General features: G+C 70.0%; 21 protein-coding genes and 1 pseudogene. 9 read left to right on the top strand and 13 right to left on the bottom strand.

Annotated elements, in window-relative coordinates; translation table 11 throughout:
- Positions 1 to 160 precede the first annotated feature (160 nt).
- Genes OG587_RS35720 through OG587_RS35705 form a run of 4 tightly spaced genes read right to left on the bottom strand, consistent with a single transcriptional unit; the run spans position 161 to position 5060 of the window.
- Entirely contained in the window at positions 161 to 2014 is a 1854-nt protein-coding gene (locus tag OG587_RS35720) for a DUF2264 domain-containing protein (RefSeq protein WP_329083203.1), read from the bottom strand.
- Positions 2011 to 2859, bottom strand: a complete 849-nt coding sequence (locus OG587_RS35715; RefSeq protein WP_329083202.1) for a carbohydrate ABC transporter permease — start codon at positions 2857 to 2859, stop codon at positions 2011 to 2013. The genes OG587_RS35720 and OG587_RS35715 overlap by 4 nt, the downstream gene beginning before the upstream one ends.
- Positions 2856 to 3791 carry a carbohydrate ABC transporter permease gene (locus OG587_RS35710; protein WP_329083201.1) on the bottom strand — a complete coding sequence of 312 codons (936 nt, stop codon included), beginning with the start codon at positions 3789 to 3791 and terminating at the stop codon, positions 2856 to 2858. The genes OG587_RS35715 and OG587_RS35710 overlap by 4 nt, the downstream gene beginning before the upstream one ends.
- Before the next feature lie 51 nt (positions 3792 to 3842).
- The gene (locus OG587_RS35705) at positions 3843 to 5060 is read right to left on the bottom strand and encodes an ABC transporter substrate-binding protein (protein WP_329083200.1); all 1218 of its coding nucleotides are present in this window, start codon (positions 5058 to 5060) and stop codon (positions 3843 to 3845) included.
- 203 nt (positions 5061 to 5263) lie between these two features.
- On the opposite strand from OG587_RS35705, the gene OG587_RS35700 reads away from it, so the two are divergent.
- From OG587_RS35700 to OG587_RS35685, 4 genes and pseudogenes are all read left to right on the top strand, one after another.
- On the top strand, positions 5264 to 6592 hold the full coding sequence (locus OG587_RS35700; RefSeq protein ID WP_329083199.1) for an ROK family protein: 1329 nt from the start codon (positions 5264 to 5266) through the stop codon (positions 6590 to 6592).
- A gap of 190 nt (positions 6593 to 6782) precedes the next feature.
- Positions 6783 to 7730 (top strand): prolyl aminopeptidase, encoded by a 948-nt coding sequence (gene pip / locus OG587_RS35695; protein ID WP_329083198.1) that lies wholly within the window; start codon positions 6783 to 6785, stop codon positions 7728 to 7730.
- Positions 7731 to 7859: 129 nt separating this feature from the next.
- Positions 7860 to 8297 (top strand): annotated as a pseudogene (locus OG587_RS35690) (winged helix-turn-helix domain-containing protein); the annotation flags it as partial.
- Between the two features lie 233 nt (positions 8298 to 8530).
- Positions 8531 to 8785 carry a hypothetical protein gene (locus OG587_RS35685; protein ID WP_329083196.1) on the top strand — a complete coding sequence of 85 codons (255 nt, stop codon included), beginning with the start codon at positions 8531 to 8533 and terminating at the stop codon, positions 8783 to 8785.
- A 79-nt stretch (positions 8786 to 8864) separates the two neighbouring features.
- On the opposite strand, the gene OG587_RS35680 is transcribed toward OG587_RS35685, so the two are convergent.
- The 4 genes from OG587_RS35680 to OG587_RS35665 form a co-directional block, all read right to left on the bottom strand.
- A complete protein-coding gene (locus OG587_RS35680; RefSeq protein WP_329083195.1) occupies positions 8865 to 9464 on the bottom strand; it encodes a hypothetical protein in 600 nt (199 codons plus the stop codon).
- A gap of 301 nt (positions 9465 to 9765) precedes the next feature.
- The gene (locus OG587_RS35675; protein ID WP_329083194.1) at positions 9766 to 10032 is read right to left on the bottom strand and encodes a hypothetical protein; all 267 of its coding nucleotides are present in this window, start codon (positions 10030 to 10032) and stop codon (positions 9766 to 9768) included.
- Between the two features lie 70 nt (positions 10033 to 10102).
- Positions 10103 to 10492: a hypothetical protein gene (locus tag OG587_RS35670; RefSeq protein ID WP_329083193.1), complete on the bottom strand. Its 390-nt coding sequence runs from the start codon at positions 10490 to 10492 to the stop codon at positions 10103 to 10105.
- A gap of 4 nt (positions 10493 to 10496) precedes the next feature.
- The gene (locus OG587_RS35665; RefSeq protein ID WP_329083192.1) at positions 10497 to 10862 is read right to left on the bottom strand and encodes a hypothetical protein; all 366 of its coding nucleotides are present in this window, start codon (positions 10860 to 10862) and stop codon (positions 10497 to 10499) included.
- A 114-nt stretch (positions 10863 to 10976) separates the two neighbouring features.
- Between OG587_RS35665 and OG587_RS35660 the strand changes: the two genes are divergently transcribed.
- On the top strand, positions 10977 to 11375 hold the full coding sequence (locus OG587_RS35660) for a hypothetical protein (protein WP_329083191.1): 399 nt from the start codon (positions 10977 to 10979) through the stop codon (positions 11373 to 11375).
- 155 nt (positions 11376 to 11530) lie between these two features.
- On the opposite strand, the gene OG587_RS35655 is transcribed toward OG587_RS35660, so the two are convergent.
- On the bottom strand, positions 11531 to 11725 hold the full coding sequence (locus tag OG587_RS35655; RefSeq protein ID WP_329083190.1) for a CsbD family protein: 195 nt from the start codon (positions 11723 to 11725) through the stop codon (positions 11531 to 11533).
- A gap of 517 nt (positions 11726 to 12242) precedes the next feature.
- Here OG587_RS35655 and OG587_RS35650 point away from each other — a divergent pair.
- Positions 12243 to 12821: a ClpP family protease gene (locus OG587_RS35650; protein WP_329083189.1), complete on the top strand. Its 579-nt coding sequence runs from the start codon at positions 12243 to 12245 to the stop codon at positions 12819 to 12821.
- A 313-nt stretch (positions 12822 to 13134) separates the two neighbouring features.
- Here the strand turns inward: OG587_RS35650 and OG587_RS35645 are convergent, their stop codons facing one another.
- Entirely contained in the window at positions 13135 to 13860 is a 726-nt protein-coding gene (locus OG587_RS35645; protein WP_329083188.1) for a DUF2470 domain-containing protein, read from the bottom strand.
- An 87-nt stretch (positions 13861 to 13947) separates the two neighbouring features.
- Between OG587_RS35645 and rpsD the strand changes: the two genes are divergently transcribed.
- A complete protein-coding gene (gene rpsD, locus OG587_RS35640) occupies positions 13948 to 14562 on the top strand; it encodes a 30S ribosomal protein S4 (protein ID WP_329083187.1) in 615 nt (204 codons plus the stop codon).
- A gap of 8 nt (positions 14563 to 14570) precedes the next feature.
- Here the strand turns inward: rpsD and OG587_RS35635 are convergent, their stop codons facing one another.
- Positions 14571 to 15584 carry an ion transporter gene (locus tag OG587_RS35635; protein WP_329083186.1) on the bottom strand — a complete coding sequence of 338 codons (1014 nt, stop codon included), beginning with the start codon at positions 15582 to 15584 and terminating at the stop codon, positions 14571 to 14573.
- Positions 15585 to 15889: 305 nt separating this feature from the next.
- A complete protein-coding gene (locus OG587_RS35630; RefSeq protein WP_329083185.1) occupies positions 15890 to 16564 on the bottom strand; it encodes a TetR/AcrR family transcriptional regulator in 675 nt (224 codons plus the stop codon).
- Between the two features lie 75 nt (positions 16565 to 16639).
- Here OG587_RS35630 and OG587_RS35625 point away from each other — a divergent pair, with 75 nt between their 5' ends.
- Together OG587_RS35625 and OG587_RS35620 are read left to right on the top strand one after the other, a co-directional pair.
- Positions 16640 to 17434 (top strand): ABC transporter ATP-binding protein, encoded by a 795-nt coding sequence (locus OG587_RS35625; RefSeq protein ID WP_329083184.1) that lies wholly within the window; start codon positions 16640 to 16642, stop codon positions 17432 to 17434.
- Positions 17431 to 18162, top strand: a complete 732-nt coding sequence (locus OG587_RS35620; protein WP_329083183.1) for an ABC transporter permease — start codon at positions 17431 to 17433, stop codon at positions 18160 to 18162. The genes OG587_RS35625 and OG587_RS35620 overlap by 4 nt, the downstream gene beginning before the upstream one ends.
- A 350-nt stretch (positions 18163 to 18512) precedes the next feature.
- Here the strand turns inward: OG587_RS35620 and OG587_RS35615 are convergent, their stop codons facing one another.
- Complete coding sequence (locus OG587_RS35615; RefSeq protein ID WP_329083182.1) at positions 18513 to 18758, bottom strand: hypothetical protein; 246 nt, start codon at positions 18756 to 18758, stop codon at positions 18513 to 18515.
- Positions 18759 to 19127: the final 369 nt, after the last annotated feature.

The raw sequence follows: 19127 nt of genomic DNA, 5'->3' as shown, positions 1-19127 counted from the left end.
GGGTCGTCGTGGCGAAGCGGCGCTCCGTCCGGCATCCCGGTCGTCGTGGCACCCTTTCGGTCGAGGGTGCCGCCGGGGGAAATGGTGGCTCTGGGAGGAAATTCCCGCTCTGACCTGGTTCGACACCTTTTCGGGACGAGGCGAGCTCGCCGTAGGCCGGTCAGCCGGTCCCGAAGGGGTGACCGCCGGGGAGGAGCGCCAGGACGCCTTCCAGGCCGGGCGGCTCCGGCCAGTCCGCGGGCCCTTCGCCGCCGGGGAGCCCGGATCCGGGATGATCGGAACCGGAGAGGCCGAGGACCGCGCAGGCCAGCCAGTACTCGCCCGGCTCGTGCTCGCCGCGCAGCGTGGGGATGACCGTACGCGGGACGACGACGTTCGTTCCCGGCAGGGGACGGACCAGTTCCCCGGTCCTTCCCGCTCCGGGCGTCCCGCCGAGGTCCTCGATCACGCACAGCCCGGCCGGGGAGTCGAGACGGGCGTGGCCGGGCCCCTCGGCGACGCGGTGCGCGACGGGGTCGCGGTCGACCGCGAACGCCCCCTCGGCCGAGAGCAGCCCACGCCCCGACCGTACGCGGTGCACCCGCACGTGCCACGGGGAACGGGCGAGCAGCCAGGTGTCGATCTCCACGTCCGGCCACGGCGTCCACCGGGCGTGCAGCAGGCCGTCGCGCGCCGAGAAGTCCCCGGGCACCTCGCAGGGCCGCCAGTGCGCCCCGTCGTCGCTCAGGGCCAGGGTGCTGTCGAAGGCGCCCTGCTCCAGCCCCCACGAGCCGGCGGGCACGCTGAACCCGAAGGACGTCGAGTAGGCGAACTTGGCGTACTTCGCCGCGCCGTGCCGCACCCACGTGTGGTGCTGCCCCGCGCTCAGCATGACGACCTGCCGTCCCTCCTCGCACCGCATCAGCGCGACACCGGCCTGCGGCTGGACGCTGGTCTCGGGGAGCTCCCGCGCGGGTTCCTCGCCCGCCGCCCAGAAGGGGTGGCCGGCGGCGAGGGCCAGCGGCAGGAACGCCTTCAGCGCCCAGTACGGGGAGCCGGGGGCGTTGTACTGCTCGGCGAGGGCGGGCTGGGCGTAGCCGTACCCCAGGGTCAGCAGGCCCGAGGAGTCACGGATCGGCCGCCGCAGCCACCAGCGCAGATGCCGCATCAGGTGGCCCCGCACCTCCCCCCACGGCAGGGCCTCGACCCCGGCGAAGGCCAGGGCGCCCCAGAAGGCCCCCTGCGCGAAGCGGTAGGTCATGCTCCGGCCGAAGGGCACGGCGGCCCCGTCAGAGGTGAACCAGTGCTGGAAGTCGAGCGCGAACGCCGCCGCCCGCTCGCGCAGGCGCTCCGCCCGGCCCGGGTCGCGGTCGCCGGCCAGGGCGGCGTAGATCAGGCCGTAGAAGTGCATCGCGAAGGGGACGTAGTAGTCGCGCTGCGCGGTGGGGCCGTCGCCGTACCAGCCGCCGCCCAGGGCGAAGGACTCCAGGCGCTCCAGCCGGGCGAGGTTGGGCGCGGGGTCGAAGCGCACCCCGACCCGGTCCAGCCCGAGCCCCACCAGCACCGGGAAGAACCGCCAGTTGTTGTCGACGGTCTCGCGGGTCATGGAGTGGAGCAGCCAGGCCGCGAGATTGTCCCGCTCCGCGCCGCTCAGCGGGTCCCACACGGCCTCGGGGGCGAGGGCGAGCGCCAGGCCGATCGCGGCGGTCTCCACCAGCCGCTGGTCGACGTCGGTCGCCGCCCCCCAGAACTCCCCGTGCCCGGGGTCGGTCCCGGAGGCCAGACCCCGCCGCCACAGCTCCCAGTGCCCGAAGGATCCCCCTCCGGCCGCCAGCGGCGCCAGCCCCCACAGGGGGCGGGCGAACGCCTCCAGCTCGGCGGCCTCGTCGCCGTAGTGGGCCGCGTTGGCCCCGAGCCGCAGGCGCGCCCGCCCGGGGCTGAAGCGGGGTACCAGCGGCTCGGTCAGCTCGGTCACGAGCCGGCGCATGTCCTCGCGGTCGCGCGGCGCCCCGCCCCCGGCCGGCGGAGGGGTCAACTCTTGAGCCCGGTGAACGCGATCCCCTGCATGATGCGGCGCTGGAAGATCAGCAGGACCACGATGACCGGGATGACCGCCAGGGCGGCGCCCGCCATGATGTAGTACGCCCGCCCGGACTCGCTGCTGGCCAGCTGCTGCAGGGCCAGCGGCAGCGTGTAGAGCTCGGGGTCGTTGAGCACCACCAGCGGCCAGACCAGGTCGTTCCAGTGGAAGATGAAGCTGGTGATCGTCACGACCGCCAGCACCGGCTTCGACAGCGGGATGATGATGCGCCAGAAGATCTGCATCCGTCCCGCGCCGTCGATCCGCGCCGCCTCCTCCAGCTCGGAGGGCAGCGACATGAAGAACTGGCGCAGCAGGAAGATGTCCAGCACCGAGGCCACGTTGGGCAGGATCAGGCCCCACCCGGAGTCGAACATGCCGAGCGCCTGGGTGACGTGGATGCGCGGCACCAGCAGCGTGATCGTGGGGACCATCATGCCCGCGAGCAGGACGACGAACAGCTTGTCCCTGCCGGGGAAGGGGATCCTGGCGAAGGCGTAGGCGGCCAGCGCGTCCACGAGGAGCTTGGCGGGCACCAGGATCAGGCAGACCCAGACGCTGTTGACGAACGCCTGGCCCAGCCCGCTGACCTGCAGGACGTGCTCGTAGTTCTCCAGGGTGGGGGAGAACTCGCCGGTCTTGCGGTCGAGCGGCAGCAGGCTGGGCACCTTGGTGTAGACGTCCGAGCCGTGCTTGAACGAGGTCGCCAGCATCCACAGGAACGGGACGACCGACACCAGGGCCAGCAGCACCAGCGCGATGTAGATGGGCGCGAGCCGTACTTTCCTCGCGGCCTTCACGACGCCTCCTGCTTGACGAACTTGAACTGCAGCGCAGTAATGATCATGATGAAGACGAACAGGATGAACGACATCGCGCAGGCCGCGCCCATCGCGTCGTAGCGGAACGCGAACAGGTACAGGTGCAGGACGTAGGTCAGGCCCGACTGCTCGGGACCACCGGTGACGCTCCTGCCGCCGCCGCCAGAGAAGATCACGTACACCAGGCCGAAGACCTGGAGCGCCGCGATCACCCCGGTGACCAGCAGGTAGAAGGTGGTGGGCCGCAGCATCGGCACCACGATCTTCCGGAACCGCTGGACGGGCCCCGCGCCGTCGATGATCGCCGCCTCGCGGATCGAGTCGGGGATGCCCTTCAACCCGGCGAGATAGATGATCATCGAGATGCCGCACTGCCAGGCGGCGATGAACGACAGCGCCGGGATGACCAGGTCGGGGGTGTTGAGCCAGTTCTGCGGCGGGATGCCGACCAGCCCGATCATGGTGTTGACCAGGCCGTACTGCGGGTCGTAGAGCCACCGCCAGATGGCGCCCACGGCCGCCTCCGCGGTCACGACCGGCAGGAACAGCAGCAGCCGGAACGTGTTGGAACCCCGGCGGATCGCGTTGATCAGCAGCGCCTGGACGAGCGCGGTGCCCAGCGTCAGCGGTACGGCGATCAGCGTGTACTGCAGGGTGACCTGGATCGACTTCCAGAAGTGCGGATACTTCACGTCGTCGAACAGCAGGTCGGTGTAGTTGGACAGGCCCACCCAGTTCGGCGCCGTCCGGAGGTTCCAGTCGGTGAAGCTGTAGTAGAGGGCGGCCAGTGCGGGGTAGAGCAGGAAGATGACGAAGTAGATCACCGCGGGGGCGATCAGGAGCCACCCGATGACGTGGTCGCGTCGCCCGAAACCCGGGCGACGGCGTCGCCGCCCGGGAGGAGGCGTCACGGCGGGCTTGTCAGCCAGCACCGGAGATGCCACGTTTGCCTCGCTTTCGCGTTAGCCGTTCCACTTGAGCAGCGCGCGCGTCTTGTCCGCGGCCTCGGTCAGCGCCTGCTGGGAGGTGACCTTGCCGCTCAGCGCCGCCTCGAGGGCGGGTGCGATGATCTCGTCGTTGATCTGGATCCACTCCGGCAGGGCGGGCCTGGCCTGGGCGACCTTGAGCTGCTCCAGGAACGCCGCCTGGTCGGGCCCGAACGTGGCCGCGTCCCGCTCGGCCGCCTCGATGTTGGTCGGGAAGCCCCCCAGCGCCTGTGCGAGCGTGGTGTTGTTCTGGGCGTTCGTCAGGAAGGTCAGCCACTTCCACGCCAGCTCGGCGTTCTTGCCCTTGCTGAAGACCACCGCGTTCTCGCCGCCGATGTTGCCGGCGGGCTCGGTCTTGTACGGCAGCGGGGCGGTGCTGAACTGCAGGTCGGGGAAGTCGGCCTTGATGGTGGCCACGTCCCACGGACCGGAGATCATCATTCCGGCGAGGCCGTTCTCGAAGGGCTTGTCCGAGTCGGTGATCTGCCGGGGCGACGAGGGCAGCAGGTCGACCCAGAGCTGGAGCGCGTCGACTCCGGGCTGCTGGTCGAACAGGATCTTCTTGTTCTTCTCGTCGACGAGGGAGCCTCCGGCGGCGCCGAGGAAGCCCGGCCACATCCAGCCGCCGTAGCCGTCACCCTTCGGTACCACCATGCCCGCGATCTTCGAGTCGGCCTGGTGGATCTTCGCGGCGGTCGCCTTGAGCTCGTCCCAGGTCTTGGGAGGCGTCGGCACCAGCGTCTTGTTGTAGAAGAGCGCCACCGCGGTGTGGTCGAGCGGCAGCCCGTAGAGCTTGTCGTTCACCTTGTTGGTGTTGAGGGCGCCCTCGTAGAAGATCTTCTCGTCGACCGTACCGGCGGGCACCTCCTTGATGGTGCCGTCCAGCGCGAACCTGGCGACCAGCGGCTGGTCCAGGATGCCGACGTCGGGGACGGTCCCGGCCGCGACGGCGCTGCCCAGCTTGGTGTTGTAGTCGTCCTTGGGGATCTTGACGATCTTGACGGTGACGTTGTTGGCCTTCTCGAAGTCGGTGCGCAGCTTCTCGACGACCTCCCCTGCCTGCGGGGTGCGGTCCTGGAACATCCAGTAGGTCAGTGTCGTGGCCTCCGAGGCCGTCCCGTTGTCGCCGCCGCAAGCGACGAGTCCGGCGAGCAGTGCCATACCGGCCGCAGCCCCTGTGACTCTCCTGATCATTTCTTCCTCCTGATGGGGGGTGCAACGGACGATAATGTAAGATGTGAAAAAAGTTCAGTCCCCTTAAGAAACGCTTTGGTAACACGGAGGAAAGACGGGCGTAGGTCACCCGTGGGGCGGGGGGCGTCCGGGGGTCCCGGGGCCGGACGAATATCTTCGGATTTTCAACTACCATGTGCCGTGACATGGGGAGGTAGGCCATCGTGAGGCCCGAGCGCAGGACGGTCCGCGACGTGCGCAAGGGCAACCGGGCCATGCTTCTGCGAACGCTCTACTTCAGTGGCCCCGTGACCCGCAACGAGCTGACCAGGCTCACCGGCCTCAGCGCCGCCACGGTCAGCAGCATGACGGGCGACCTCCTCGCCGAGAACATCGTGGTCGAGGCCGGCCAGGCCGAGTCCGACGGCGGCCGCCCCCGCGCCATCCTCCGGGTCAACCCCGTGTACGGCTACGTGATCGGTGTCGACGTCGCCGAGACCCACGTGCGCGTCGAGCTGTTCGACCTCGAGATGAACGAGAGGGCCAGGGTCGAGTACGCCCTGCGCCCTGCCGGGCACCAGATCGAGCTCGTGGTGCGCCACATCCTCGCCGGGGTCGAGGTCGTCCTCGACGACGCGGGCGTCCCCGCCGGCCAGGCCCTCGGCGTGGGCGTGGGCGTCCCCGGCATCGTCGAGGGCGGTCCCGACGCGCTCATCCACACCAGGACCTTCGGCTGGGACGGCGTGCCCCTGGGAGCGCTCCTACGCGCGGGCACCACGCTCCCGCTGTTCGTCGAGAACGGCGCCAAGGCGCTGGGTCGCGCCGAGCTGTGGTCGGCCCCTCGCCGGGGCGGCGACCCGGGCCGCGACGGCGCGGCGCGCGGGATCGGCCCGGGGTACGGCTCCGGCGGCGCCGGGCGTGGCCTCGCCGGCGCCGCACCCGGTTCCGGCGGATCCGGTGGCCCGGGAGCCGACGTCGCCGACGCGGGCCGTGGATCCGGTGACGCGGTGATCGTGCTGATCGGCTCCGGTGTCGGGGCCGCCATCGTCTCCGACAGCGTGACCTTCCGCGGCGTGAGCAGCAGCGCGGGGGAGTGGGGCCACACCAAGATCGTGGTGAACGGCCGGATCTGCCGGTGCGGCGGACGCGGCTGCCTGGAGGCCTACATCGGGGCCGAGGGCATCCTCGACCGCGCCGGTGTGCCCACGCGGACGACCGACTGGCAGGCCGAGCTGGCCGCCCTGGTGGAGTCCAGGTCGCCGGTGATCACCCAGACCGTCACCTACCTGGGCGTCGGCCTGTCCAACCTGATCAACCTCATCAACCCCGAGCGGATCGTCATCGGCGGCTGGCTCGGGCTCCTGCTCGGCCGGCACCTGCTCGACGACATCCGCGCCGCCTCGGCCGAGAACTCCCTGTCCCAGCCGTACGCGGCGACCTCCATCGTCCTGGGCCGCCTCGGTCCCGACGCCGTCGCCCACGGGGCCGCCACCCTCGTCCTGGACGAGTTCCTGAACGCCCACCCCTCCGCGCGGATCCCCGCCTCCCGCTGATCCCGAAGAGACTCGCCCGTCCGGGACAGTCCCGATCACCGGGGAGAGTCCCGATCGCGGGAGGGTGTCCCGCTGATCCGGTAGTGGCCCGCTCACAGGGGAGGTACCCCGCCGACCTGGGAGGTACCTCGCCGATTCGGGGCCGTCGGCATCCCGGAGGAACGTGGTGGCGCGGTTGTATCTTGGGGCGATGTATCCCCCGATCGAGCCCTACGACCACGGGCACCTCGACACCGGCGACGGACATCTCGTCTACTGGGAGGTCTGCGGGAACCCCGAGGGCAAGCCTGCGCTCGTCGTCCACGGCGGCCCCGGTTCCGGCTGCACGCCGGGTCAGCGCCGCGCCTTCGATCCCGAGCGCTATCGCGTCATCCTGTTCGACCAGCGCAACTGCGGCCGGAGCCTGCCGCACGCCGGTGACCCGGCCACCGACCTGACCGCCAACACCACCCACCATCTGGTCGCCGACATGGAACGGCTGCGCGAGCACCTCGGCGTCGACCGGTGGCTGCTCCACGGAGGGTCGTGGGGCTCTACGCTCATGCTCGCCTACGCCGAAGCCCATCCCGAGAGGGTGTCGGAGATGGTCTTCACCGGCGTCACCATGACCCGCCGCTACGAAATCGACTGGCTCTACCACGGGGTGGGCCGCTTCTTCCCCGAGCAGTGGCGGCGCTTCCGCGAGGGCGTCCCCGAGGGCGAGCGCGACGGTGACCTGCTCGCCGCCTACGCGCGGCTCATGTCCGACCCCGACCCCGCCGTGCGCGCCAGGGCCGCTCACGACTGGACGGCCTGGGAGGACGCGGTGATCTCCCTGGAGGTCAACGGCAAGCCGAACATCTACAGCGACCGGCCGCCCGCCGCCCTGCTCGCCTTCGTCCGCATTTGCAGCCACTACTTCTCCCACGCCGCCTGGCTGGAGGAGGGCGTCCTACTGCGGAACGCGCACAGGTTGACCGGCATCCCCGGCGTGCTCATCCACGGCCGCTTCGACCTGGGCTCCCCGCTGGAGAACGCCTGGCAGCTGGCTCGGGTCTGGCCCGGCGCGCGTCTCGTCGTGGTGGACGACTCGGGGCACACCGGTAGCGACACCATGCGCGAGGAGGTCCTCGCGGCCCTGGACGGTTTCGCGAGTTAGGCAGGCCCCGTCTCGCCGGCCCTGCCTCGCCGGCTCCGTCCCGCTGGCCCTGCCTCGATGGGGAAACGCGGGGGTGACATGGGCTGGGTGCCTGTTAGATCCTATTTGCCCAGGTGAGAGCCTTAAAGTATGAGATATTCAGACAGGGGTGGTGGGCTGTCCGCGCAGGAGCGGGCCAGGCGCGAGAGGCTGAGGTTCCGGGCGGCGGACATGTTCGCGGGGGAGATCGCGCCGGCGCGGGTGGCCCGGCTGCTGGGAATCACCCGGAAGTCCGCCTACGAGTGGTACGCGCTCTGGAGGCGGGGCGGCAGGGCGGCGCTGGTCTCCAAGGGTGCCGGTAGCGGCCGCAAGCTCACCGACGAGCAGTTGGAGCGGCTGGAGGCGGTCCTGGAGGAGGGGGCCGCCGCCCACGGCTGGGACGACGGCCACTGGACCGCCGCGCGCGTCGCCGTACTGATCGCGGAGAGGTTCGAGGTGTCCTACACCGCCCGCGGGGTGGCCTATCTGCTGGACCGGCTGGGCTGGACCGGCCGCTTCCAGCTACCGATGCGCCGGACGGCACGACGGACGGGGCACGGATCCCCGGCGGGCTCCTGATCTCCACTCCGGTGTAACCTCCGCCTTTCCTTCCCGGAATGATCCCGGACCAAGGCTTTGTCCTTTCTGGGGCGAAGGTCGTAATACCTCTGAACTAGCGTCTTACGTGACGTCGATTCAGCATATTTCCTGGAAATCTGGTCGGCGCCCTGTAAGTCCTGGCGGTATGCCGGGCTCAATCATCAGACACGGAGTGATTTCTCATGTTCAAGCATGCTCTCGTCGCCGGCACCCTGGCGGCTTCCACCCTGATCGTCGGCATGACGGTGTCGGCCCAGCCCGCCGGCGCGAGCGCGGCGACCCAGCAGGCCTCGGTGGTCACCGGCCGCGACATCTACGACCCCTTCAATCCTTTCGGCTTCTACCCCCGGTATGCGCCCTTCGGTTTCTACAACAATTACGCGCCTCTTGGCTTCCAGTCGTTCTACCGCCCCGTTGTCTTCCACACTCACTGGTAAGCCCGGAAACGGTAGAAGACGGTAATGACTGAGGCACGGCGGTGCCGGGCGTGGTCACCATGCCCGGCGCCGTTCGCCGTCACGGCGCCGGTGGCGTCGCCGCCGCCCGCCGAGGCCCGGCCGGTCGCCGCCGTCCGTACGGCGTCCGGCCGAACGGCTTGAAGACCGAGAGCACCACGTTGAGCAGGTAGAGGGCCAGCGCGACGCTCGGTGCGATGACCAGGACGCGGTCCACGCCGCCGAGATCCAGGGAGAGCAGCTCCGCGGGCGGGACTTTCGACACCGCGGCGGCGGCCGTCCCGATGTGGGAGCGCAGCGCCAGGATGGACGCGGTGGTCGCGGCCAGCGTGGTCACCAGCTTGATCAGCACCCAGTGGTACCTGACGAGCCCCCACGGCGTGCCCAGGCAGAGCAGCACGCCGGTCAGTAGCGCGCCGAGGCTCACCGGGACGATCAGCGTGTCACCGAAGACGTCCATGGCCAGGTAGGAGGCCCGCAACAGCTCGGGGTCCCCGGTCGTCAGGGCGGTGGTCCCGAGGCTGAGCAGTCCCAGGTCGAGCCCGAGCCAGCCGACCGAGATCGCCACGTGCAGGGTCAGGACGGCCCTGCGGAGCGGAGGCGGCATGACGAACGCCGGGCGGCGGGCGGTGAGGCCGGCGGAGGGGACGGTCGGGGGCATGGGCGCCTTCCGGGCACGTGCCGCACCGCTTACCGGCCTCCGTCGCGCGGGCCGTCGCAGGCTTGGGGCGTGGGGAGGACCGGTGAGGCGGCCCGGCGGGAGCGGGACGGGATCGTCGTGATGTTCGCTCCACTCTGGCCGGGAACGTCCACCGGGCCGTCCTCCACCGGGTGGCTTCTCGCGTACGCCCCCCGTCGTACGGGGGGCGTCGTCCGTCAGGTGGCCCGCTCATGTCCCGCGCCGTGCGGGGGGCGGAAGGGGGACGCCCGGCGAGTGTGTCCGGAAAGCCGCCGGTGGCGGCTCAGCCCGCTTCCGTCGTCGTGCCCGGCGCGGCACGTGACTGCCGGTGCACCGCCAGGGCGATGTCCGCGATCGCGATCACGGCCAGCACGGCCATCGCGACGGTGAGCCAGGTGATCCCGGCCACGAGACCGAGCACCCCGAGGCCGATCACCGCTATCAGGGCGAACGAGCCCAGGCGGATGTGGACGACGTCGCGCGGGGTGGCCGAGACCATGGGCCTCCCGTTCGCGGAAGTCTCCTCCGGCATCTGTCCTTCGGCCGTCATGTTTCCCTCCTTTTCCCTCCTTGGTCGGAGCGCACCCTTTACCCGGATGCCCCTCCGTCATGTGTCCGGCTCACGTCTCGCGTGACTGCCCGAGGGCTTTCACCGGTCCTTCGGGATCGGAGACCGTCACGGTTGCGCCCGGGTGGGTCAGGAAGCCGCCGGGTGCCAGAGCGGGCACCGGGGTGTGGAGCCGGACGCACACGCCCCGCCCGGTGTTGGTGCCGAACGTCACCCCGCGGTTGGCCGGCGACAGGTGCGGCCCGATGGCCCTCCACGGCGCGTACGGGCCGGTCACGGTGGCGCCCGCGACATTGGACAGGGGGGTGCGCAGCGACCAGGGAGCGAAGCGGATCGAGAACTCGCCGCCGCGGACCTCGGCGAAGGCCCTGCCGGGGCCCACCCCGACCAGCGGCAGCGGTATCCGCCAGGCCGGGTCGAAGCCGAACGCGAAACGCGTCATCCCGTCAGGAGTCCCACGGGGCGGTCTCGCCCATCTTGGCGTAGTACCTGGCCAGGTGGGCCTTGATCCGGCCGAGGTCCTCCTTCGGCACCTTGACCCCGCCCCGAGCCCCCTGCAGGATCCCTCCCGCGGCCCGTACGGCGTGCGGCACCACCTTGAGCCTGCCGCCGATCACGTCGGCGATGGGGAGCTTGTAGCTCCCGAAGTTGTCCGGCTCGTCGCCGTCGTACCAGACGTGGGCTTCTCGATACCGGGCGTTGGGCTCCTCTTCGGCGCCCGACCACGAGCGGACGCGCTTCTCGGCCGCTTCGCCGTCCCAGGCCCTGTCGTGCTCGGCCAGTGGCAGATCCTGAAACCGGGTGACCGTCATGATCTCGCTCCCTTCGTCGAGGGTTTCCCTACCCGGCTCACCGGCCCCATGCCTGCGCGGCGACATATTCGGGCCTTGTCAGGGGAGGGGGTCGGCATGACGGACACTCCTGAGGTGAGCGAAGACACGGCCGAGCGTGACATTCCAGAGCAGGACCCGCCGCCCGCGGGTCCGCGAGGCGTCGACGGCGAGACCCGGGTCGTGGCGGAGCGGTCGGGGGCGGACACGACCTTCCCCGAGCGGCCGCTCCTGGCGGACCCCGACGACGCGCGCCGCACTCCGGAAGAGGAAAGTCCCGAGGGCGCGGGCGAGGCCGAGGTCCAGGCCGGGGCCGACGGCGGGACCGGCACCGGGGACGGCGCCGAGGACGGTGAGGCCGCCGAGGCCGCCGAGGCCGCCGAGGCCGCCGAGAACGCCGAGAACGCCGAGAACGGGGCCGAGGGCGGCGAGGAGAGCAGGAAGGACACGTCGGGCAACGGCACACCGAAGCCGGAGGTCGGCCCGGCTTCCTGAGTCCCGGCCTCCCGGGTATCGGCTTTCTTGGGAACCGTGAACCTGCCCTGGCCGGGGTCCGCTCCAGTCCAAGATCTTCTCTGCCGAGACGGAGGCTGTAGGCGGCGGCGGGGCCCCGGAGAACCCGGGGCCCCGCCGCCGCCTACAGCCTCAGATCAGCTCTTGAAGGCGTCCTTGACCTTCTTCGCGCCGTCCTTCAGCTTCTCCCCGGCCTGCTTGAGGTGGCTGTCGGCCTGGTCGGTCCTGCCTTCGGCCTCGAGTCGCTCGTTGCCGGTGGCGCGTCCCGCGCCTTCCTTGACCTTGCCCCCGAGCTCTTCGGCCTTGTTGGCAAACTTGTCGTCGGCACCCATGGTGTCGTCCCTCCCGTTTGTGGAGTTTTGTCCATGCAGTGGATCCCCTCTCCTTGGGAGGAGGGGGTAAACATGCTCGGTCCCGAGTCCGGCCGATCCGGCATCGAACGCCCGCCGAGGGCGACCGAGGGCGGGTGCGTGATCGCGCCCGACCTCGTCCCGTCCCCGCGCCCGTCCCCGCGCCCGTCCCCGCGCCCGTCCCGTCCCGTCCCCACGCCTGACCTCGTCCCCGGTCCCGGTCCTGGGCCGCCTCCACCGCCGGATGTCACCTGTACGGCTGAACCCGCCCCTCGCCGGAGGCAGGGCATGTCCGGCCCGGGAAACGCCCGGGTCCCGGCCGTGAAACAGCCGGGTCCGACCAGGGAACGGCCGGGTCCGGTGGGAAAACGGAATGAAGGACGCTGCGCTTTCAGCGGAAAGCGCTGACAGCGAACGAACGGAAAACGCGGTCCCCGGCGGGACTATGGTCGCGGGTATTCGTTATTCGCAAACCCCGGGTTCGGAGTAGGTGGAAGACATGAGCGGTCCCCAGATCGTCCCCGAAGACCAGCTGTACCAGAGGCTGCTGCGCAAGCGGATCGTCGTGCTCGGCAGCGAGGTGAACGACGAGGTCGCCAACCGGATCTGCGGGGAGCTGCTCCTGCTCTCCGCCGACGACGACCGGCGCGACGTCTGGCTCTACATCAACTCACCCGGTGGCTCGGTGCCGGCCGGAATGGCCATCTACGACGTGATGCAGTACATCCCCAACGACGTCGCCACCGTGGCCATGGGCATCGCGGGGTCCATGGGGCAGTTCCTGCTCTGCTCGGGCGCTCCCGGCAAGCGCTACATCCTGCCGCACGCCAGGGTGATCATGCACCAGCCCTCGGGGGGCCTCGGGGGCACGGCCGCCGACATCGCCATCCAGGCCGAGCAGATGCTCTACACCAAGCAGATGATGCGCGAGCGGATCGCCTTCCACACCGGCCAGCCCCTGGAGCGGATCGAGGAGGACTGGGATCGCGACCGCTGGTTCACCGCCACCGAGGCCAGAGACTACGGGTTCGTCGACCAGGTGATCCGGAACACCAGCGAGGTGGTGTCCGAGGGCTGACATTCCGTTCCCGGGGCGATTTCCTCCGGGATGATTTAATCCCGGGAATAGTCTCGCTCTCGGGATGATTTTGCGTGGAATGATCTGGTGGCCATTTCCGGTCGAAGTCGGAAATGGCCACGCGATAGAGCGTCGCCATCCCGGTCGTTGAAAAGCCGTTGGCCGGTCGTTCCAACGACAATTTCCCGGCCCCTCCGGCCGCTCTTCGGTAACACCCGGCCGCCCGTGGACGTTCCTCCCGGCGACCGGCGACCGGCGACCGGCGACCGGCGACCGGCGACCGGCGACCGGGGGAGCGCTCCCGCCTGTTCCGTCAGTGGTGGCAGAGCAGGCAGCGCACGGCGTGTTCGAGGGACTCCGCGTCGGTGATGGGCGAGGGCCAGGGCAGCCGGATCAGCGTCGGGTCGTCGACGCCGCAGCGGACGGTCGCGCCGAAGCGGTCGAGCTCCCAGAGCCAGGCCTCCGGCACCGGCGCGGCGAGCAGGGAGCCCAGCGCGGTCTCCAGCTGCCTGCGGTGGGAGTCGTTGATGTGGTGGAGCATGCGCTCGGCATCGCCCATCAGGGGGTCGGGGGCGGCACCGAGATACTCCTCGGCGTCCAGCACGCCCGACTCCGGTCCGGTGAGATAGATCACCCTGCCGACGTCGACGCGTACCAGCCGGGGGCCGTCCATCCCCTCCAGCACCTCGAACAGAGCCTCGTCGGGGCAGCGCTCGGCGATCGCCACCGCCGTCTCCCTCACCTCGGCCCGGGGTACCGCCTGCACCCAGCCCTGCACCTTGAGCAGGCCGCGCGAGAGTTCGTGCTCTCCCAGCGAGCGGTTCGACGTCAGATCCACGGTCACCACGGGCTCGTCCCGCGTGTCATAGAGCGGGTCGCCCGGCAGGACGAGCAGCACGGGGCGGCCGGCGCCGTCCACGCCGCCCCTGGCGGCCGTCGCGGGGCCGGTGGCTCCGGAGATGGACACGTGGGTGGGAGCGGCGGTGGCGGCGAGGGTGCGGACCCGCTCGGGGATCGGCGGAGCGGTGACGGGCTGCATGAACCGGCTCTCCTTGAGGTCGGGAGATACTGCTGTGTAAGATTAGCCTTGCCTAACTAAGGTAAACCTAACCATAGAGGAGTGAGCATGCGCTACACCGGACCGAAGGTGCGCCTGTCCCGGAGGGCGGGCGTGCCGCTGACCCGCAAGGCCGTCCGATACTTCGAGGAGCGCCCCTATCCGCCGGGTGAGCACGGTCGCAAGACCAACCGGCGGCAGACCGGTGACTACGGGCTGCGGTTGATGGAGAAGCAGAAGCTCCGCTGGTACTACGACGTCTCCGAGCGGCAGATGCGCCGCTACTGGGACCTGGCGTTGCGCGGCACCGGGCGTGCGGGCGCGGAGCTGGTGGTGCTGCTGGAGACGCGTCTCGCGTCCCTGGTCCTGCGCGCGGGCCTCGCCTCGTCCATCTACGCGGCCCGTCAGTACGTCGCCCACGGCCACATCACCGTGGACGGCCGCAAGGTCGACATCCCCAGCTACCTGGTCAAGCCGGGCCAGGTCGTCGCGGTGCGCGAGAAGTCACGCCGGATGCAGCCCTTCGTCGCCGCCTCCGAGGGCGTGTACGCGGATGACCGGATCGCCGCCTACCTCGACGTCAACCACGCCGACCTCCGGTTCACCCTGTTCAGCCGCCCGCTGCGCGAGCAGATCGTGGTCCCGGTGGACGAGCAGCTGGTGGTGGAGTTCTACTCGCGCTGACCTGGCGCCTATCCGCGGCGCCGGCCCGCCGCCCCCCGGGTGGCGGGCTTTCTCGCGCCACCGTTCGCCGTGCCCTTCGAGCCCGATCCCGATCCCGTGCTCGAGCCCTTCGAGCCTGAGCCGCCTTTTCCTCCGGAACTCGCGCCACCGTTCGCCGTCGCGCCCTTCGAACCCGAACCGCCGTTTCTTGGTGCGTCCGTGCCGCCCTTCGCGGCCGGGCCCGGACCGCCGTTCAGCGGTGCCGGGACCCGGTCCCGCAGCTCCCGTACCTCGGCCCGGAGCGTGGCCAGCTCGGTGAGCACCGCCCTGCCCAACTCCTCGGTCGCCTGTACGGACTCCTCGGCGTGCTCCTCCTCCATCGCGCTGACCACCACCGCGATGAACAGGTTCAGCACCACGAAGGTGCACACCAGCATGAACACCACGAAGAACACCCACGCCGACGGGTGCTCGGCCATCACCTCGCGGGTGATGTCGGACCAGGCGTCCCCGGTCATCATCTGGAACAGCGTGAACAGCGAGGTGGGCAGGTCGCCGAAGTACTCGGGCGCGGTGAGGTGATAGAGCTTCGTGCCCATCACCGCGGTGACGTAGAGCACCAGTGCCAGCAGCAGCACGATCGAGCTCATCCCCGGCATCGCGGTGAGCAGCGCGGTCACCACCCGGCGCAGGCTGGGCACCACGGAGATCAGCCGTAGTGCCCGCAGGATCCGTAGCGCGCGCAGTACCGAGAGCCCGCCCGCCGTGGGCAACAGCGAGACCACCACGATCGCGGTGTCGAAGAGGTTCCACGGGTTGCGGAAGAACCGCCAGCCGTAGGCATAGAGCTTGGCGGCCAGTTCGGCGACGAAGATGTAGAGCGCCAGGTGGTCGACGACGGTGAGCGCCGTGCCGTACCGCTCGACGGCCGTCACCGAGGTCTCCAGCCCGAGTGTGGCCGCGTTGATCACGATGACGGCGACGAGGATCTGCTGAAAACGGTTCGTTTCGAGCAGGCGGCGGAGACGCTCGCGCGGTGGCACGGGGGGCTCCCGGGGATCGGGGCGGCCAAGGACAAGCCAAGATCATAACGGACCGGTGAAGTTCCGGATCCGCCGCTGATGTCGTGAAATATTTCGGCCACCTGATCTTCGCCGACCGGAAATATCGCGCGTCCCGAAAACGTGTGCCGTACACGTTGTTCCCCGGCGTTCCCCGGCGTTCCCCGGCGTTCCCCGGCGTTCCCCGGCGTTCCCCGGCGTTCCCCGGCCCGCGCGACATGCCGGGCCGTCCGACCCGGCATGTCGCGCGGGCCGCCTTCCGCCCCGTGGGCCTCCGGTCGCGGGAGCTAGGCCGGTTCGCCGGTCGCGACGGCCCGGGGGGTGTCCTGCGGGCGGACGCAGTAGTCGCCGATGCCCGACTCCAGCAGCTCGAAGCCGCGCTCGGCGTGCCGTCGCAGGTCCGGGGCGATGGCGTCGATGGTCTCGCCCGCCAGCATGCGCTCGACGGCGTGGGTCATCAGCCGCCGCAGCACCGCGCTGACCTGGGCGGCCACGAACACGGGGGTGAGGTCGCCGGGCTCGGCACCGGCCTCGTCGGCGAGTGTCCTGGCCAGGGCCCGCTCCCGCGCCTCGTTCATCTCCCGCAGCCGGGCGTTGAGTGACGGACTCCGGGAGACCATTCGCGTGAAGGCGTCGCTTCCCTCGTGGAACCCGTAGCGGTGGTGGCGGGTGTCGAGCGCGTCCAGGAAGTCGCGGCGCAGCGCCTCCAGCGGGCTCTCGCCGGGTCTCCGCTCCCGTACGACCCTGCTCGGCAGGTCCTCCACGTCTCCCTGCCGGTCGAAGAGCAGGTCCTCCTTGGTGCGGAAGTAGTTGAAGACCGTGTTGACCGACACGTCGGCGGTTCTGGCGACCTCGGCCACCGTCACGTTGTCGAAGCCCTTCGTCACGAACAGCCACGTGGCGATGTCGGAGATGCGCTGCCTGGTCTCCCGTTTCTTGCGCTCGCGCAGGCCCTCGCTCATGGGCCCATTCTAGGTGCCGAACAAATTTTGCAGTGACTCCAAAATTGGTGTTAATGTAAAAATGGAGGCGATCAAATGATCAAGACATCAGCGCTGAGCAAGACCTTTCCCGGTGGCGTGGAGGCCGTCCGAGGCGTCGACCTGGTCGTGGAGGCCGGGGAGATCGTCGGATTCCTCGGTCCGAACGGCGCGGGGAAGACGACCACGATGCGAATGCTGACCACCCTGGTACGTCCCACCGGGGGCACCGCCACGGTCGCGGGCCACGACCTGCTCGCGGACCCGAGGGGCGTGCGGCGGCGCATCGGCTACGTGTCCCAGGGCGGCGGGGTGGACCTGTCGAACCCGGTGGGGGAGGAGCTGGAACTGCACGCGATGCTGTACGGCATGCGCCTGGCCGAGGCGCGCGAACGGGTCGAAGGGGTGCTTGAGCGGTTCGGGCTCACCGAGCTGCGGGAGCGGCCGGGCGGGGAGCTCTCCGGCGGGCAGCGCCGCCGCTTCGACCTCGCCTTCGGCCTGGTCCACGACCCCGACCTGCTCTTCCTCGACGAGCCCACCACGGGCCTGGACCCGCAGAGCAGGGCCGCATTGTGGGATCACATCAGAAGCCTGCGCGACGGGCTCGGCCTCACGGTCTTCCTGACCACGCACTACCTCGACGAGGCGGACGCGCTCGCCGACCGCCTGTTCGTCATCGACGACGGCGTGATCGTCGCCCAGGGCACCCCGGCCGAGCTCAAGGGCGGCACCGGCACTCTCGACGAGGTTTTCCTGTCCATCACCGGCCGTTCCCTGAGAGACGATCCGCCGGGCACATCCGGGACGGACGGCGAGCGGCAGGCGACTCACACGGCGGGTGGGGAGCGATGAGCGTCGTCCGCGACACCTGGCTGATCTTCCGGCACAACGTGCGGATCTCCCTGCGGCAGAAGGCCGGGATCATCTTCGGAGTCCTGCAGCCCCTGCTCTACCTGGTGCTGTTCGGCCCGCTGTTCGTCACGATCGGCCCCTGGGAGACGCTCATCCCCGGCCTGCTCATCCAGGTGGCGCTGTTCAGCTCGGGCCTGGCCGGGTTCGGCATCGTCATGGACGCCAGGGCCGGGGTTCTGGAACGGCTGCGGGTCACTCCGGCGCACCGCGTCTCCCTGCTGCTCGGCCGTGTCCTGGCCAGCTCGCTCACCTTGGTGATCCAGTCGATCATGCTGATCGTGGTGGGCTACGCCTTCGGCCTGCGCGCGGAGATCTTCGGCGTGCTGGTCGCGCTGCTGATGATGATCCTGCTCGGCGTCAGCCTGGCCGCGCTGTCCAACGCGATCGCGCTCGTCATGAACCCCGAGGCGTTCGCGCCGATCATGAGTACGGCGATCGTCCCGCTGGTCCTGCTGTCCGGCGCGTTCCTGCCGATGTCGATGGCACCGGGCTGGCTGGACGTCCTGTCGCGCGCCACGCCGTTCCGCTACGTGCTGGAGGCCATGCGCGAGCTGTTCAACGGCCACTACGTGAACGGGACCGTCGGCCTCGGCGTCGCCGTGACCGTGATCCTGTCCGTGCTCTGCGTCGTCATCGGAACCCGCGTCTTCAATCGGGAGAACGCCTGACCGTCCGTCTCACGGCAGGCCTTCCCGGAGCCGTGACGTCACCGCCGGGCGGGAAACCGAGGAAAGGAGAGCCGAGGAAGGACGGGAACCGCGGGGGCGGGGCGGTGTCACCGGCGCCTCCCGGACCCGGATGACGTCCCGCCCGGTGGTCATGGTGGTTCGGGATCCGGTCCGCGGTGGCTTCGGTGACGTTCAGGGAAGATCTCGACATGACGTCCCGCCCGGTGGTCATGGTGGTCCGGGATCCGGTCCGCGGTGGCTTCGGTGACGTTCAGGGAAGATCTCGACATGATGTTCCGCCCGGTGGTCATGGTGGTCCGGGATCCGGTCCGCGGTGGCCTCGGTGACGTTCAGGGAAGATCTCGACCCGGGGGGCCGTACGGCTCGATCTTCGGGTCGGAGTAGGGGCCCCCGCCTGCCCCGGGAACGACCCGGCGGGCGGCGGACTCGCTCACCCGCAGGCCGTACAGGCCCTGGTCGGGGTCGATGAGCACCAGGCCGTAGTCGGTGTCGACCTCCTCCTCGGGTAACTCCAGACGCCGCATGGCCTGCGCGAGCGTCGCGTCGGGCGGGAGGCGTACGGTGATCAGGAGCATGCACTCACGCTACGCGTTTGGCGCGGCGGCGCAACGAGGCGAGCGTTCCGGCGGTGTCGAGGACGCGTCGGGACCTTCATGGACCGGCTGCTACGCCTGCGACCCGCGCCGTCCCCGCTGACCGGAACCGGCATGTTACGACCGGTGAGCGCGGACGCCCGGTCATCGGGATGCGCATCGGCCCAGGACGGCTTTCAGCGTCGGACAACCGGCGCGCCGGTGAGTCGTTCAGGTGGCTGTAAGCGGAGTAATCCGGCATACTCCGCAAGGAGCAAGATCGCTTTGCAAGTCCCCCGATCTAAGGAGACGATCTTGAACGCCGGTGCGCGTGCGGACAACCCAGGGCTCGCGGTGGCAAAGGGAATCGTG

This window comes from Streptosporangium sp. NBC_01469, from assembly GCF_036227305.1.
Taxonomy (GTDB): domain Bacteria; phylum Actinomycetota; class Actinomycetes; order Streptosporangiales; family Streptosporangiaceae; genus Streptosporangium.
This window is presented reverse-complemented; position numbering and strand designations above follow the sequence as displayed.

Excerpts from the sequence above, each read along its gene's own strand:
- OG587_RS35680 (WP_329083195.1), bottom strand. The coding sequence starts at position 9,464 with ATGCCCCCGACCGTCCCCTCCGCCGGCCTCACCGCCCGCCGCCCGGCG.
- OG587_RS35650 (WP_329083189.1), top strand. The coding sequence starts at position 12,243 with ATGAGCGGTCCCCAGATCGTCCCCGAAGACCAGCTGTACCAGAGGCTG.
- OG587_RS35705 (WP_329083200.1), bottom strand. The coding sequence starts at position 5,060 with ATGATCAGGAGAGTCACAGGGGCTGCGGCCGGTATGGCACTGCTCGCC.
- OG587_RS35620 (WP_329083183.1), top strand. The coding sequence starts at position 17,431 with ATGAGCGTCGTCCGCGACACCTGGCTGATCTTCCGGCACAACGTGCGG.
- OG587_RS35630 (WP_329083185.1), bottom strand. The coding sequence starts at position 16,564 with ATGAGCGAGGGCCTGCGCGAGCGCAAGAAACGGGAGACCAGGCAGCGC.
- pip (WP_329083198.1), top strand. The coding sequence starts at position 6,783 with ATGTATCCCCCGATCGAGCCCTACGACCACGGGCACCTCGACACCGGC.
- OG587_RS35625 (WP_329083184.1), top strand. The coding sequence starts at position 16,640 with ATGATCAAGACATCAGCGCTGAGCAAGACCTTTCCCGGTGGCGTGGAG.
- OG587_RS35655 (WP_329083190.1), bottom strand. The coding sequence starts at position 11,725 with ATGGGTGCCGACGACAAGTTTGCCAACAAGGCCGAAGAGCTCGGGGGC.
- OG587_RS35645 (WP_329083188.1), bottom strand. The coding sequence starts at position 13,860 with ATGCAGCCCGTCACCGCTCCGCCGATCCCCGAGCGGGTCCGCACCCTC.
- OG587_RS35670 (WP_329083193.1), bottom strand. The coding sequence starts at position 10,492 with ATGACGCGTTTCGCGTTCGGCTTCGACCCGGCCTGGCGGATACCGCTG.
- OG587_RS35615 (WP_329083182.1), bottom strand. The coding sequence starts at position 18,758 with ATGCTCCTGATCACCGTACGCCTCCCGCCCGACGCGACGCTCGCGCAG.
- OG587_RS35665 (WP_329083192.1), bottom strand. The coding sequence starts at position 10,862 with ATGACGGTCACCCGGTTTCAGGATCTGCCACTGGCCGAGCACGACAGG.
- OG587_RS35685 (WP_329083196.1), top strand. The coding sequence starts at position 8,531 with ATGTTCAAGCATGCTCTCGTCGCCGGCACCCTGGCGGCTTCCACCCTG.
- rpsD (WP_329083187.1), top strand. The coding sequence starts at position 13,948 with ATGCGCTACACCGGACCGAAGGTGCGCCTGTCCCGGAGGGCGGGCGTG.
- OG587_RS35675 (WP_329083194.1), bottom strand. The coding sequence starts at position 10,032 with ATGACGGCCGAAGGACAGATGCCGGAGGAGACTTCCGCGAACGGGAGG.